This window comes from Neisseria polysaccharea, assembly GCF_963392925.1.
Classification (GTDB): Bacteria; Pseudomonadota; Gammaproteobacteria; order Burkholderiales; family Neisseriaceae; genus Neisseria; species Neisseria polysaccharea.
The window spans coordinates 12,733-27,336 of record NZ_CAUJNZ010000006.1; the positions used below are offsets into that span (position 1 = coordinate 12,733).

Annotated in this window: 11 protein-coding genes; 7 read left to right on the forward strand and 4 right to left on the reverse strand. The window is 51.8% G+C overall.

What is annotated here, in order from left to right; all coding sequences use genetic code 11:
• Nucleotides 1-47 precede the first annotated feature (47 nt).
• Nucleotides 48-1,457 (reverse strand): 3-isopropylmalate dehydratase large subunit, encoded by a 1,410-nt coding sequence (leuC, locus tag RDY34_RS04790; protein ID WP_308073612.1) that lies wholly within the window; start codon nt 1,455-1,457, stop codon nt 48-50.
• Between the two features lie 252 nt (nt 1,458-1,709).
• Between leuC and gshA the strand changes: the two genes are divergently transcribed.
• From gshA to RDY34_RS04825, 7 genes are all read left to right on the forward strand, one after another.
• On the forward strand, nt 1,710-3,059 hold the full coding sequence (gene gshA, locus RDY34_RS04795) for a glutamate--cysteine ligase (RefSeq protein WP_308073611.1): 1,350 nt from the start codon (nt 1,710-1,712) through the stop codon (nt 3,057-3,059).
• A gap of 123 nt (nt 3,060-3,182) precedes the next feature.
• Entirely contained in the window at nt 3,183-3,860 is a 678-nt protein-coding gene (gene radC / locus RDY34_RS04800; protein WP_308073610.1) for a RadC family protein, read from the forward strand.
• Nucleotides 3,861-3,932: 72 nt separating this feature from the next.
• Complete coding sequence (locus RDY34_RS04805; protein ID WP_002233924.1) at nt 3,933-4,658, forward strand: epoxyqueuosine reductase QueH; 726 nt, start codon at nt 3,933-3,935, stop codon at nt 4,656-4,658.
• Nucleotides 4,659-4,810: 152 nt separating this feature from the next.
• Nucleotides 4,811-6,091, forward strand: coding sequence for a CAP domain-containing protein (locus tag RDY34_RS04810; protein ID WP_003750442.1), 1,281 nt, complete (start codon nt 4,811-4,813; stop codon nt 6,089-6,091).
• 4 nt (nt 6,092-6,095) lie between these two features.
• Entirely contained in the window at nt 6,096-7,283 is a 1,188-nt protein-coding gene (gene hflX / locus RDY34_RS04815) for a GTPase HflX (protein ID WP_308075247.1), read from the forward strand.
• Nucleotides 7,280-9,760: a heavy metal translocating P-type ATPase gene (locus tag RDY34_RS04820; protein WP_308075248.1), complete on the forward strand. Its 2,481-nt coding sequence runs from the start codon at nt 7,280-7,282 to the stop codon at nt 9,758-9,760. The genes hflX and RDY34_RS04820 overlap by 4 nt, the downstream gene beginning before the upstream one ends.
• A gap of 676 nt (nt 9,761-10,436) precedes the next feature.
• Complete coding sequence (locus RDY34_RS04825; RefSeq protein WP_308074623.1) at nt 10,437-10,727, forward strand: hypothetical protein; 291 nt, start codon at nt 10,437-10,439, stop codon at nt 10,725-10,727.
• A 629-nt stretch (nt 10,728-11,356) separates the two neighbouring features.
• Here the strand turns inward: RDY34_RS04825 and RDY34_RS04835 are convergent.
• From RDY34_RS04835 to thrC, 3 genes are all read right to left on the reverse strand, one after another.
• Nucleotides 11,357-12,133 (reverse strand): ferredoxin--NADP reductase, encoded by a 777-nt coding sequence (locus RDY34_RS04835; protein ID WP_002239100.1) that lies wholly within the window; start codon nt 12,131-12,133, stop codon nt 11,357-11,359.
• A 187-nt stretch (nt 12,134-12,320) separates the two neighbouring features.
• Nucleotides 12,321-13,115 (reverse strand): BUD32 family EKC/KEOPS complex subunit, encoded by a 795-nt coding sequence (locus RDY34_RS04840; protein ID WP_308075249.1) that lies wholly within the window; start codon nt 13,113-13,115, stop codon nt 12,321-12,323.
• Between the two features lie 46 nt (nt 13,116-13,161).
• On the reverse strand, nt 13,162-14,571 hold the full coding sequence (thrC, locus tag RDY34_RS04845) for a threonine synthase (protein WP_308075256.1): 1,410 nt from the start codon (nt 14,569-14,571) through the stop codon (nt 13,162-13,164).
• Between the last annotated feature and the right edge of the window lie 33 nt (nt 14,572-14,604).

The following is a 14,604-nucleotide window of genomic DNA, read 5'->3' on the forward strand; positions in this document are numbered from 1 at the left end:
ATATTTCAGACGGCCTCGTCAAATTTTTGAAGGCCGTCTGAAAATACTTACGCCATCGTGCGGATGTCGGTAAAGTGTCCGGTAACGGCGGCGGCGGCGGCCATAGCGGGGCTGACGAGGTGGGTGCGTCCGCCGTTGCCTTGACGGCCTTCAAAGTTACGGTTGGAAGTGGAGGCGCAACGTTGTCCCGGGGTCAGGCGGTCGGCATTCATGGCGAGGCACATAGAGCAGCCTGGTTCGCGCCATTCAAAACCGGCTTCGATGAAAATTTTGTCCAAGCCTTCTTTTTCGGCTTGTTCTTTGACCAAACCGGAGCCGGGGACGATTAACACGCGCTGTACGTTGGCGGCTTTTTTGCGGTCTTTGGCGATGGCGGCGGCTTCGCGCAAGTCTTCAATACGGCTGTTGGTGCAAGAGCCGATAAAGACGATGTCGACGGGGATTTCGTTTAATGGTGTACCGGCTTCCAAGCCCATGTATTCGAGGGCGCGTTCCATGCCGCTGCGTTTGACGGGATCGGTTTCTTCGGCAGGGTTCGGCACTTTGCCGCTGATGTCCAAAACCATTTCGGGCGACGTGCCCCAAGTAACTTGCGGTTCGATGTCTTCGGCTTTGAAGTGGTATTCTTTATCGAATACGGCACCCTCGTCGGAAACCAGCGTGCGCCAGTATTCGACAGCTTTGTCCCACGCTTCGCCTTTGGGTGCGAAGGCTTTGTCTTTAACATAGTTGATGGTGGTTTGATCGACGGCAACCATGCCGGAGCGCGCACCTGCTTCAATCGCCATATTGCACAGGGTCATGCGGCCTTCCATCGAAAGGCTGCGGATGGCTTCGCCGCCGAACTCGATGGCGTAGCCCGTACCGCCTGCCGTGCCGATTTGCCCGATGATGTAAAGTGCCACGTCTTTGGCGGTAACGCCCGCTTTTAATTTGCCGTCAACGGCAATCAGCATGGATTTGGATTTTTTCGCGGTAATACATTGGGTCGCCATGGTGTGCTCGACTTCGGAAGTGCCGATGCCGTGTGCCAACGCACCGAATGCACCGTGGGTAGAAGTGTGCGAGTCGCCGCAGACAACGGTCATGCCGGGCAGGGTAGCACCTTGTTCCGGGCCCATAACGTGTACGATGCCTTGGCCTTTATCCATAAACGGGAAGTAGGCGAGTGCGCCAAACTCTTTGATGTTTTTGTCCAAAGTATCGACTTGCAGTTTGGAAATCGGGTCTTGGATACCTTTGTCCCAATCGCCGGTCGGGGTGTTGTGGTCGGCGGTGGAGACCACGCTGTCGATACGCCAGAGTTTGCGCCCCGCCATTTTCAAGCCTTCAAATGCTTGTGGGCTGGTTACTTCGTGCACCAGGTGGCGGTCGATGTAAAGCAGGACAGTGCCGTCTTCTTCTTCGCGGACGACGTGGCTGTTCCAGAGTTTGTCGTAGAGGGTTTGTGCTGTCATGGTGTTGTTCTTTTGTGTGGGTAATATTGGATGAAAATTTTAGACGGATTTTACATGTCATGCAACAAAATTTGTCTAATTTTTGAAGAAATAGAAAATTGAAAACAATTTGTATCTAAAAATTAGACATATTGTCTATTTGAAAGAACAGTTATATTCAAAGAAAAATTTGATATGAAAGAATACTTGTCGGGATTCTTTTAAAGGCATTATTATTTGTACCTTGTTAAAACCACGTCAGGCAGAGGAAAGATGAAATTACCGGTTATATCGTCTGAGCATTTGGCTCAACTGCAGGCATTTGAAGCGAAAATCCTGTGTAACCATGCAAAAATCGAAGCATGGTTCCGTTCGCAGTGGAACGCGCACCGCCCGCCGTTTTACGGTTCGGTCGATATACGCAACGCCGGTTACAAAATTTCGTCTATCGATATGAACCTGTTCCCGGGCGGCTTCAATAATTTGAATCACAACTTTATCCCGCTGGCGGCGGTTGCTGCGCAAGATGCGGTGCAGCGTGCCTGCGAAACGGCAAAGTCCGTATTGATTATTCCTGAAAACCACACGCGCAATACGTTTTACCTGCAAAACGTTTACGCCCTCAGCGAGATTTTGCGTTCGGCAGGGTATGAAGTGCGCTTGGGCAGCTTGAATCCTGAGGTAACTGAGCCGACCGAGTTTGAAACCGCCTTGGGCGACAAAATCCTGTTGGAACCTTTATTGCGCACCCGCGAGCGTGTCCATCTTGCAGACGGTTTCTCTCCTTGTGTCGTCTTGTTGAACAACGACTTGTCCGCAGGTGTTCCCGACATTCTCAAAGACATCAGCCAAACCGTATTGCCTCCGTTGCACGGCGGTTGGACGACGCGCCGCAAAACAGATCATTTCGGCGCGTATAACCAAGTTGCCGCCGAATTTGCCAAGCTGATCGACATCGACGAGTGGCAGATCAACCCGTATTTTGAAAAAATCGGCGGTTTGGACTTCCAAGAGCGGGAAGGCGAAGATGCGTTGGCAGAAGCGGTAGAACGTGTATTGGCGAAAATTCAAGCCAAATACGACGAACTGGGTATTACTGACCAGCCTTTCGTTATTGTGAAAGCAGACGCAGGCACTTACGGCATGGGCGTGATGAGCGTCAAGTCCGCCGATGAAGTGCGCGGCTTGAACCGCAAAAACCGCAACAAAATGGCGAAAGTCAAAGAAGGCTTGGAAGTCAGTGAAGTCATTGTCCAAGAAGGGATTTATACTTATGAAACTTTAAACGGCGCGGTGTGCGAACCCGTCGTCTATATGATGGACCGCTTCGTCATCGGCGGCTTTTTCCGCGTACACGAAGGGCGCGGTGCGGATGAAAACCTCAACGCCGGCGGTATGGTGTTTGTGCCGCTGTCCAACAGCATTCCCACCGGCAACGGCGACAATTCGCAAGAAGCTCCCGAAGCCTGCAAGCGCGTATTCGAGCAATGGGATGCGCTGGGTATGCCGCGATCCGAAAAAGACTGCGATGTCGATAATGTCCACAACCGCCTCTATGTGTACGGCGTGATGGCACGCCTGTCGCTTCTTGCGGCGTCCATCGAGTTGGAAGAAACGGCGTAAGACTGTTTTGAAATACAGATGCCGTCTGAAGCGGAAATCCGGTTCAGACGGCATTTCGGATATTTGGCATGTGGGAACATTTGTTTCAGACGGCATCTCAGACTATTTTAAAAAAGGGAAAACATGAGCATCAAGCAATGGCCGGAGGGGGAAAGGCCGAGGGAAAAACTGTTGGAACGCGGGGCGGCGGCTTTGAGTGATGCCGAGCTTTTGGCAATCCTTTTACGCGTCGGGACGCGCGGAATGAGCGCGGTCGATTTGGCGCGCTACCTGTTGCAGGAGTTCGGCAGTTTGGGGAGGCTGATGAGCGCGGAGGTCGGCAAACTTTCGGCATACAAGGGCATGGGGACGGCAAGTTTCACACAGTTTGCCGTAGTCAGGGAAATCGGGCGGCGGATATTGGCGGAAGAATTGCAGGAAGAAATCACCTTATCCGATCCCGATACCGTTGCCGATTATTTACGCTTTCATTTGGGGCAGGAAAAAGTCGAAGTCAGTGTCGCGCTGCTGTTGAACCGCCAAAACCAACTGATTGCGGTCAGGGAGCTGTCGCGCGGAACGGTCGCCGAGAATACGCTCTACATCCGCGAAATCGTCAAACTGGCTTTGGACGAGTATGCGGACAGCCTGATTATCGCGCACAACCATCCGGGCGGCTCGCCCGAACCTTCGCAGGAAGACATCATGTTCACAAGGCGGCTGGCACAGGCCATGTCGCTGGTTGATGTGTCTCTGCTCGACCATTTTATCGTTACCTCGCAAAGCGTCTGTTCGTTCAGGCAGCTCGGGCTGATGCCCTGACACCCTGTTTTACATTCGGCGGCTCTGATAAAATAGCCGCTTCAACCGTATTCGACAGATATTGTTAAGTTAATGGAAACACAAAACAAACCTACCGTTACCGACATTGACCGCCCCATACTCGTCCCGCCCGGCGGACATAAAAAAGTCTTGCTGCATTCCTGCTGCGCCCCGTGCAGCGGCGAAGTGATGGAGGCGATGCTCGCCTCCGGCATCGACTACACCATTTATTTTTACAATCCTAATATCCATCCGCATAAAGAGTATATGCTCCGAAAAGAGGAAAACGTACGCTTTGCGGAAAAGTTCGGCATCCCCTTCATCGACAAAGACGACGATTACGAAAACGACCGCAAAGAATGGTTTGCCAAAGCCAAAGGGATGGAATTCGAACCTGAGCGCGGCATCCGATGCACCATGTGTTTCGATATGCGTTTCGAAAAAGCGGCGCAATACGCGCACGAACACGGGTTCCCTGTCTTCACTAGCTCGCTGGGCATTTCCCGTTGGAAAAACATGAACCAGATTAACGACTGCGGCCGCCGCGCCGCCGCGCCTTACGATGATGTGGTGTATTGGGATTTCAACTGGCGAAAAGGCGGCGGCAGCGCGCGCATGATTGAAATCAGCAAACGTGAAAACTTCTACCAGCAGGAATATTGCGGTTGTGCCTATTCCCTGAGGGATTCCAACGCCCACCGCAAATCACAGGGACGCATCCCCATCAAACTCGGCGTGCTGTATTACGGGGACGAATCGACACAATACGAACCTGCACCCATCCGGGTGGACAAATAAGCACCCGATGCCGTCTGAAGGTTCAGACGGCATCGGGTTCGGTATCGGCACGGTGAAAGGTTTGCCGGTTTGGCAATCGGCAAGCAGAAACGTGATTTTCAAGTTTGCCGTTTTCATGAAATATCCCGTTGCCAGGGTGAAAGGGCGACATCATGAAATCCCTTGTTATCTGGCTGCTTCTGTTGGGTTCGGCAGCAGGCGTTTTCTACCATACCCAAAACCAATCCCTGCCTGTGGGAGAACTTGTCTATCCGTCTGCACCGCAAATCAGGGGGCAGGACGATGCGTTGCACTACCTCAACCTCATCCGCGCACAAATCGGTTTGCACGTGCTGGCACACGCGCCGGTTTTGGAAAACTCCGCCCGCAGGCACGCACGCTATCTCACGCTCAATCCCGAAGACGGACACGGCGAACACCATCCCGACAATCCGCACTACACCGCACAAAAGCTGACCGAACGCACACGCCTTGCCGGGTATCTCTACAACGGCGTGCATGAAAACATCAGCACGGAAGAAGAAGCCGCCGAATCGTCCGACAGCGACATCCGCACGCAGCAACGCCAGGTTGACGGATTGATGAGCGCAATCTACCACCGCCTTTCCCTGCTTGACCGCCATACCGACGAAGCAGGTGCGGCATTTGTGCGCGAAAACGGCAAAACCATCGTCGTATTCAATCAGGGCAACAGCAGCTTTGAGCGCGCCTGTGCCCGGGGAATGCAGCAGCCGGAAGCAGGACGGAAATATTACCGTAATGCTTGCCATAACGGTGCGGCCGTTTATGCCGACGAAGCCATGCCCGCAACGGAATTGCTTTATACCGTCTATCCGGTCGGAAGCGGCGCGCTGCCTTATTTTTACGGGGAACGTCCCGACCCCGTGCCGGAATATGAAATGACGGGAAATCCTGCCAGCATTGATTTTTCCGAGGCGGCAGGCAAAATTACGATGAAAAGTTTCAAGCTGTATCAGGGTAAAAACGAAATCCGCCCCGTCAGGGTTTTAACCGCCGGCAACGATCCCAACGGCAGGCTGACCGCGCACCAATTCGCGCTTTTCCCGCTCAAGCCTTTGGAATACGGCACGCTCTATACGGCGGTATTCGACTATGTCCGCAACGGACGGCGTGGGCAGGCGAAATGGCAGTTTAAAACCCGAAAACCCGATTACCCTTATTTTGAGGTAAACGGCGGCGAGACGCTTGCGGTTAGAAAAGGCGAAAAATATTTCATCCACTGGCGCGGACGCTGGTGTTTGGACGCGTGTACCCGTTATACCTACCGGCAGCGGCTCGGCAGCCGCCTGTCCATAGGAAGGCACGAGGCGGGCGGCATCGTCTTCAGCGTTGGCGGAATGACGGGCAGCCGCATCACGCTTGCACCGGAAGACAGCCCGGAACGAGGCGTTACCCTTTATTTACAGGATTGAATACATGACAGGCAGAACAGGCCGCAACGGCAGTACCCAAGCGCAACCCGAACGCGTCATGCTGGTGGGCGTAATGTTGGACAAAGACGGTACGGGCAGCAGCACCGCCCGTCTGAACGGCTTTCAGACGGCATTGGCGGAAGCCGTCGAGCTGGTCAAAGCGGCGGGCGGCGATTCCGTACGCGTGGAGACTGCCAAACGCGACCGCCCGCACACCGCGCTGTTTGTCGGCACGGGCAAGGCGGCGGAGCTGTCGGAAGCAGTTGCCGCAGACGGCATCGATTTGGTCGTATTCAACCACGAACTGACGCCGACGCAAGAGCGCAACCTCGAAAAGGAGCTGAAGTGCCGCGTATTGGACAGGGTGGGGCTGATTCTGGCGATTTTTGCCCGCCGCGCCCGCACGCAGGAAGGCAGGCTGCAAGTCGAGTTGGCACAATTAAGCCATTTGGCGGGACGCTTGATACGCGGTTACAGCCATCTGCAAAGCCAGCGGGGCGGCATCGGCATGAAAGGGCCGGGCGAAACCAAACTGGAAACCGACCGCCGATTGATCGCCCATCGGATTAATGTCTTGAAAAAACAGCTTGCCAACCTCAAAAAACAGCGCGCGCTGCGCCGCAAGTCCCGCGAATCAGGCAGAATCAAAACGTTTGCGCTGGTCGGCTATACCAATGCCGGCAAATCCACGTTGTTCAACCGCCTGACCAAGGCGGGTGCGTATGCCGAAAACCAGTTGTTTGCCACACTCGACACGACGGCGCGGCGGCTTTATATCCATCCGGAATGCAGCATCATCCTGACCGATACCGTGGGCTTTGTCAGCGATCTGCCGCACAAACTGATTTCGGCATTTTCCGCCACCTTGGAAGAAACCGCGCAAGCCGATGTGCTGCTGCACGTCGTCGATGCCGCCGCCCCGAACAGCGGGCAGCAGATTGAAGACGTGGAAAACGTACTGCAAGAAATCCATGCCGGCGATATTCCGTGCATCAAGGTGTACAACAAAACCGACCTGCTGCCGTCTGAAGCCCGTCAAAACGGCATTAAACGCGACAGCACGGGTAAAATCACCGCCGTTTACCTTTCCGCTGCGGAAAATACCGGTATCGGCGCACTGCGCGAAGCCATTGCCGAGTATTGTGCCGCGATGCCCGCAACCGACAACGAAACCGAAACCGAAACACTATGAAAAAAACCTGTTTCCACTGCGGGCTGGACGTTCCCGAAAACCTGCATCTGACCGTCCGTTACGAAAACGAAGACCGCGAAACCTGCTGCGCCGGCTGTCAGGCGGTGGCGCAAAGCATTATTGACGCGGGCTTGGGCAGTTATTACAAACAGCGCACCGCCGATGCGCAAAAAACCGAACTGCCGCCCCAAGAAATCCTCGACCAAATCCGCCTGTACGACCTGCCCGAAGTCCAGTCCGACTTTGTGGAAACCCACGGCGGCACGCGCGAGGCGGTTTTAATGCTGGGCGGCATCACCTGCGCCGCCTGCGTCTGGCTCATCGAGCAGCGTTTGCTGCGTACGGACGGCATCGTCCGCATCGACCTCAATTACAGCACGCACCGCTGCCGCGTCGTCTGGGACGACAAAAAAATCCGCCTTTCCGACATTCTGTTGAAAATCCGGCAGACAGGCTACACCGCCGCACCCTATGACGCGCAAAAAATCGAAGCCGCCAACCAAAAAGAACGCAAACAATACATCGTCCGTCTTGCCGTTGCCGGACTGGGTATGATGCAGACGATGATGTTCGCGCTGCCGACCTACCTTTACGGCGGCGACATCGAACCCGATTTTTTGAAAATCCTCCATTGGGGCGGCTTCCTGATGGTGTTGCCCGTCGTATTCTATTGCGCCGTTCCGTTTTATCAAGGCACGCTGCGCGACTTGAAAAACCGCCGCGTCGGTATGGACACGCCGATTACCGTCGCCATCATTATGACCTTTATCGCCGGCGTTTACAGCCTTGCGACCAATGCGGGGCAGGGGATGTATTTCGAATCCATCGCCATGCTGCTGTTTTTCCTGCTGGGCGGACGTTTTATGGAACAAATCGCCCGACGTAAGGCAGGCGATGCCGCCGAGAGGCTGGTCAAGCTGATTCCTGCGTTTTGCCATCATATGCCCGATTACCCCGATACGCAGGAAACCTGCGAGGCAGCCGTCGTCAAATTGAAGGCGGGCGATATCGTGATGGTCAAACCGGGCGAAACCATCCCCGTTGACGGCACGGTGCTGGAAGGCAGCAGTGCGGTCAACGAAGCTATGTTGACGGGTGAAAGCCTGCCCGTTGCCAAGATGCCGTCTGAAAAAGTAACCGCCGGCACACTCAATACGCAAAGCCCCCTAATCATACGCACAGACCGTACCGGCAGCAGTACGCGTCTGTCCCATATCGTCCGCCTGCTCGACCGCGCACTGGCCCAAAAACCGCGCACCGCTGAGTTGGCGGAACAATACGCCTCTACATTCGTTTTCGGAGAGCTGCTGCTTGCTGTTCCCGTATTTATCGGCTGGACGCTGTACGCCGACGCGCATACCGCGCTTTGGATTACCGTTGCCCTGCTTGTCATTACCTGTCCGTGCGCCTTATCGCTTGCCACGCCGACCGCACTGGCAGCTTCTACCGGTGCGCTGGCGCGCGAAGGCATTTTAATTAGCGGTAAGAAAACCCTGGAAACGCTTGCCCAAACCACCGACATCATCTTCGATAAAACAGGAACGCTGACCCGGGGAAATCCCACCGTCAGCCGTATCTCCTTGTTGAGCGGCACAGACGTAGCCTTTGTTCTCGCGGTGGCGCAGGCGTTGGAACAACAGTCCGAACATCCCCTTGCCCGCGCCATCCTCAACCACCGTGTTTCAGACGGCATGATTCCTGATATACGGGTCGGACAACGCCTCAATCACGTCGGTGAAGGCGTAGGCGCGCAACTGACCGTCAACGGGGAAACGCAGGTGTGGGCATTGGGCAGGGCGGCTTATGTTGCCAAAATCGCCGGAGAACCTCCGCAGGATGAACAGGCTTCAGAAAGCGGCAGCGCGGTCTATCTCGGCAACCAGCTCGGTTTCCAAGCTGTGTTTTATCTTCAAGACCCGTTGAAGGAGGGGGCGGAGGAAGTTGTCCGCAAGTTGAAGCGGCAAAACCTGACCCTGCATCTGCTCAGCGGAGACCGTGAAACCGCCGTTGCCGAAACCGCACGCGCCTTGGGTATCGGACACTACCGTTCCCAAGCCATGCCGGAAGACAAGTTGGAATATGTCAAGGCTTTGCAGAAAGAAAGGAAAAGAGTGTTGATGATAGGCGACGGCATCAACGATGCCCCTGTTTTGGCACAGGCCGATACTTCTGCAGCGGTGGCGGGAGGAACCGATATTGCAAGGGACGGCGCGGATATCGTCCTTTTAAACGAAGATTTGAATACCGTTCCGCATATGCTGGCACAGGCGGGAAGGACGCGGCAGATTATCCGTCAGAACCTGTCGTGGGCGAGTGCTTACAACATCATTGCCGTACCGCTTGCCGTTTTGGGCTATGTCCAACCGTGGATTGCCGCACTGGGTATGAGCTTCAGTTCGCTGGTCGTATTGGGCAATGCTATGCGGCTTCACAAGCAGGTGGACATGCCGTCTGAAAAAATGCCGTCCGAAAAATGATGGACAGCGTTGCTTTAGACGTATAACAGTAACGGGGGCATTATTAGCACGACAGATACCATATTCCAATCTTTGCATACATGGCTTGATCATCAACCAAGATGATATTTCCCAAGCACAGCATGATACATGCCATTGAAAAATATAGAAAATTAATTGAAAGCTTAAATGGATATTGAAATGGATAATCACATAGTACAAATTATAAGAAGGTTCGGGCTAGGTAGGATATTTTTTTATTCGTATAGCAAATCATCTATAATAATTTTTTCTTCGTATGTTGTTTATTATATAATTTACAATTATCAATTTAATTACCTTTCGCTTTTAATTTATTTATTACCAATGTTGTGTAGTATATATATGATTATATTTTTTTTAAGAAAAACTAGGGAGATATTAACGATATATCAAAGAAAAAAATTTTTAAATTCTATTTTTTCATCCGGAGTTGAAATAATAATAGGTTCCAAGAAAAGAAAGTTGGGTATAAGCAGTTTTTATTTACTAAATTTATTATGGCTTATTTGGTGTCTTATGATTTATAGAGAACAAGTCCGATTAAATAACTTAACTCTCTTTTTATCCTTTATATCCTCATTATTTTTTTTATTATATAATTTTGTTTTATTTTTAAATGTTTATGTTAATTTTTTCAAATTAAGAGAAGCTCAATATGGAAAATAACAAAGTCAAATCTGATGATAATTCAGTTTCTATTGAATTTATACAAGATTTTATAACTGCAAGTACGGGTGTAATTAATCTGAGTTACGAAAATTTTCGTAAAAATTTTTATACACAAATGTCAACCGATTCTACCAATTATGCAGCCAAACAGGAAAGTTTAGGAAAAGTTGATGAAAACAAAAATGAGACGATGAAGGATCGTAAACTTAAAGTATGCATTGTTACCGCTCAAACACGTTGGCGTTCAAAATTTGAGATCGAATTGCTAGGTATTTGATTTTGATTTTATTAAATAAGAGATTATATTAATGTGGAAAAAAATTAAAAAGTGGATTTATGCGATAAATGGAATAATTATGTCAATATGGATTATTTTTTTTCCAAATACTGGCTCTGTGTATGACGGTGGCAGAACAACCATTTTCAATGAAAACCATCCTTTTCATTTTATTTTCTGCATAACATTTCTTATTGGGACAATTTTTCTTATATATCAATCATATAATGATAATTAATTTTTAACATCCTTACTGTCATGATGAAATGACAATAAGGATGTTTTCCTGCTTTGGCTACGGCAAAACACCGTCGTCATTCCCACGCAGGCGAGAATCTATATGTTTGGTTTCTCTTTTATTTTCAGATACTATAGTGGATTAAATTTAAATCAGGACAAGGCAACGAAGCCGCAGACAGTACAAATAGTACGGCAAGGCGAAGCAACGCCGTACTGGTTTAAATTTAATCCACTATAATGAAACGGATAAGTTTGGATCCTAGCTTGCGCGGAAATGACGGAAATGTGTATTTCTAAATTTCTACCCACTATAAAAAACCCCGAATCCTGATTGGCAAGATTCGGGGTTTTTGATTGCTGATGCCGTTCAGACGGCATTTTCAAGCAGCTTATTGATCCACAAACGCGCGCTCGATCAGATAGTCGCCGCGCACGCCGGTTTTCGGAGAGACGGTCAGTCCGAAGTCGTCCAAAACTTTGCAGGTATCTTTCAGCATCGCGGGGCTGCCGCACAGCATCGCGCGGTCGTCTTGCGGGTTGATTTTGGGCAGGCCGATGTCTTCAAACAGCTTGCCGCTTACCATCAGGTCGGTCAGGCGGCCGTGGTGTTCAAAGTCTTCTCGGGAAACAATCGGGTAGTAAATCAGTTTTTCTTTAACCAAGTCACCGAGGTATTCGTGTTCGGGCAATTCTTTGGTAAAGCGGTCGTAGTACGCCAAATCTTTTTTGTAGCGCACGCCGTGTACGAGGATGATTTTTTCAAATTGCTCGTAAATCTCGGGGTCTTTGGTGATGCTCAAGAAAGGAGCGATGCCGGTACCGGTGCTCAACAGGTAAAGGTGTTTGCCTGGATTCAGGTCGCCGGCAACCAGAGTTCCGGTCGGTTTTTTGCTGATTAACACGTCGTCGCCGACTTTGAGGTGTTGCAGGCGGCTGGTCAGAGGTCCGTCTTGGACTTTAATGCTGAAAAATTCGAGGTGTTCTTCCCAGTTGGCGGAGGCGACGCTGTATGCGCGCATCAGCGGCTTGCCGTCCACCATCAATCCGACCATGACGAACTGTCCGTTTTCAAAGCGCAACGATTCGTCGCGGGTGCAGGTAAAGGTAAAATATGCGTCTGTCCAGTGGTGTACGGACAATACTTTTTGGGTATTAAATGCTGCCATTTGGGTTTCCTGTCAGTAAAAGAAATGGATAGTGCTTGTTCGGGACGTGCGGCAGAGTGAAAATGTCTGCCCGATTCGGGATAAAGCCAAAATTCTAAACGAAACGGATGGTTGCGACAATGCTTGATGCGCGTTGGTTATATGTCGTCTGAAGAGCTTCAGACGGCATCGCGGGGCGGGCGGCGGCTTACGGCGGCATATCGGCAAGGGAAATCAGGGAAATCGAGGCTGCCAGCCTGAGTGCGTCCCGTCCCCAGCGTGGGTGTTCCAGCCTGCGTATCGGGAGGATCGGTTTGACGGTGGCGGCAATCAGCTTTTGTATTTCGGCAGGCTGATCCGACAATACGCCGCCCCATTTTTCCGCAGCCGCTTCCAGCAGTCCGCCGTTTTTCAATATCAGCGCGGTCGAATGGATGTAGCAGAGCCAATCGCGGGCTTGGCATTGCGCTATGGTCAGGACTTCGGAAGGGTCGTCTTCAAAATCCAAAAAGCTGATGTTTTTTCCGTCCCACATCATATTTCGTGCAAACGCCTGACTGAGGAACTGCTGTTTTTTATGCACGCGTGCAACGGCTTCCAAACCGGCAAGCCAAGCGTCCGCCTTTCCGGCTTCGGCTTCTTGGCGGATTTGCGTATCGAGCGGGATGCCTTCCAAATTGCCGAACATAAGGGCATTTTTCCGGACGGCGAGCAATTCGGGAACGGCTATCCTCGCCGAGCGCAATTCGTACAGGCGTTTTGATTCGGTTGCAATGGCAGGCTCGCCGCCGAGGCTGGGAACCGGCTTCAGCACCCCCAGTTTCAAATACCGGGCAACCATACCGAGCAGCGCGTAACGCCATCGCGCATTGTGCCTGCCTGCTTTGCGTATCCATACCTTGCTTCCGTCGGCAAGCAGGTGGGGAGCGATGGCTGCCTCCTGTTTTGCCGCCAATTCGTCCAGCAGTATGGAAAAACGGGTTTCCTGCATAGGTAAGGTCATTTTCTTTCAATCTTAAGTTCGGACGGAATGCCGCCCATACGGAACATCAGGCAAGGGTTTGTTCGATGATGCCTTTTACCGCATCCGCACTGTTCGGCACGGTTTGCACGCGCTGCGGCAATTTTTCCAAACCTTCCAGCGCGGCGGGACGCGGAATGGCGACATCGCCGACGGCTTCGCGTATGGTTGCATCGAATTTCGCTGCCAACGCAGTTTCTAAACAAACCACCGTTTCACCTTCTTCGCGCACTTCGCGGGCGACTTTTACGCCGTCGGCAGTGTGCGGGTCGATGAGTTCTTGGTCTTGCTCGTAAACCTGTTTGATGGTGGCGAGGCGGTCGGCGTGGGTGGATTTGCCGGAAGTAAAGCCGTATTTGCCGCCGACTTTGTCCAAGGCAAACCGCAGGTCAAAGCCTTTGCCTGCAGCTACTTCCGCCCAAAGCGTATTGATTTCCTGAGGATCGCGATCCATCAGGTCGAACACGAAACGCTCGAAGTTGGACGCTTTGGAAATGTCCATAGACGGGCTGGAGGTTACATAAGTATGCGCGCTGTTGCGCGGGCGGTACGCGCCGGTTTTGAAAAACTCGTCCAACACATCGTTTTCATTGGTCGCGACAATCAGGCGGCGGATAGGCAAACCCATCTGTTTGGCAATGTGTCCCGCGCAAACATTGCCGAAGTTGCCGCTCGGTACGCAGAAGCTGACCTGCTCGTCATTGCTTTGCGTCGCTTTGAAATAGCCCGCAAAGTAATAAACCACTTGCGCGACGATGCGTCCCCAGTTAATCGAGTTGACCGTACCGATATGGTATTTTTCCTTGAACGCGGCATCGTTTTGCACCGCCTTCACAATGTCCTGACAGTCGTCAAACATCCCCTTCACGGCGATATTGTGGATATTTCCGTCTTGCAGGCTGTACATCTGCGCGCGTTGGAACGCGCTCATCCTACCGTCGGGCGACAACATAAATACGTTCACGCCTTTTTTGCCGCGCAAGGCATATTCCGCAGCCGAACCCGTATCGCCGCTGGTTGCACCCAAGATATTGAGTTTTTTGCCTTCTTTGCTTAAAACATATTCAAACGCATTGCCCAAAAACTGCATCGCCATATCTTTGAACGCCAGCGTCGGGCCGTTGGACAAGGCTTGGATTTTGATGCCGTCTGAAAGCGTGCGGACGGGGGTGATTTCCTTAGTACCGAACGCCGCTTCCGTGTAAGTACGGTTCAGAATGTCGCGCAAATCGTCCTCCGGAATATCCGTAACGAACAGGCTCATTACCTCAAACGCCAGCTCCGGATAGCTCAAACCGCGCCATTTGTCCAAGGCTTCCCGCCCGATTTGCGGATAATGTTCCGGCAGCATCAGGCCGCCGTCGGGTGCAAGCCCCATCAATAAAACTTCGCTGAACGGTTTGTGTGCGGTTTCGCCGCGCGTGCTGATATATTTCATGATTTTTCTCGTCTGTCGAAATTGCAGGAAAAC